Source organism: Streptococcus infantis (assembly GCF_001579645.1).
GTDB classification, from domain to species: Bacteria; Bacillota; Bacilli; order Lactobacillales; family Streptococcaceae; genus Streptococcus; species Streptococcus infantis_E.
Window position 1 is genome coordinate 1 of the sequence record NZ_LQZF01000187.1, and the last position, 610, is coordinate 610.

A 610-nucleotide genomic window follows, 5' to 3' on the forward strand; every position below is an offset into this window, starting at 1 on the left:
CAAAGAGCCATTCTTTTTAGGAACTGTTCCTCCATATATTTATAAGATACCTATCATCATAGAGCACTAGCACCTTTCGATTAGCAACTTTATCTATACAAAAAACCGTAAGAATTTCTTCTTACGGTTTTTCTAGCAAACTCATAGAATCAAGATTCTCAAGTTTGCTTTATCAGAGTAATGTTTTACTCTTCTTCCTTGCGTTTTTTAGCGATAAGGAGTCCACCTGTCGCTGCTGCAAGTAGTGCTAGAGCAAGTGAAGCGTTAGATTGCTCTGTACCAGTATTTGGCAATTCTTTCGCTCCAGCTTTCTTAGCTGATGGGTTAGCAGATGACTCTTTAGTTGCTTCCTTAACAGCTTTCTCACTTGCAATTACTGCTACTGAGCCATCTGCAAAGGTTACAACTACTGATCCATCATTATTAACCTTGATATCTTTCGCAGTTGGGTTAGCTTTCTTAACTTCGTCGGCTACCTTAGCTTTTTCTGCATCAGTCAAGTTGCTTGGATCTGTAACTGGAGTTACGGCTGGATCCTTAACGACTTTATCAGCTGATTTCTTAACTGTCTTATCCGGTGTCAAGGTTGCTTCTGAACCGTCTTTGAATG

General features: G+C 39.7%; 1 protein-coding gene. It reads right to left on the minus strand.

All coding sequences use genetic code 11. The annotated features are described in order from the left end of the window. Positions 1–185 precede the first annotated feature (185 nt). The coding region (locus SINDD18_RS10060; RefSeq protein WP_153014471.1) for an LPXTG cell wall anchor domain-containing protein at positions 186–610 on the minus strand (425 nt) is incomplete at its 5' end.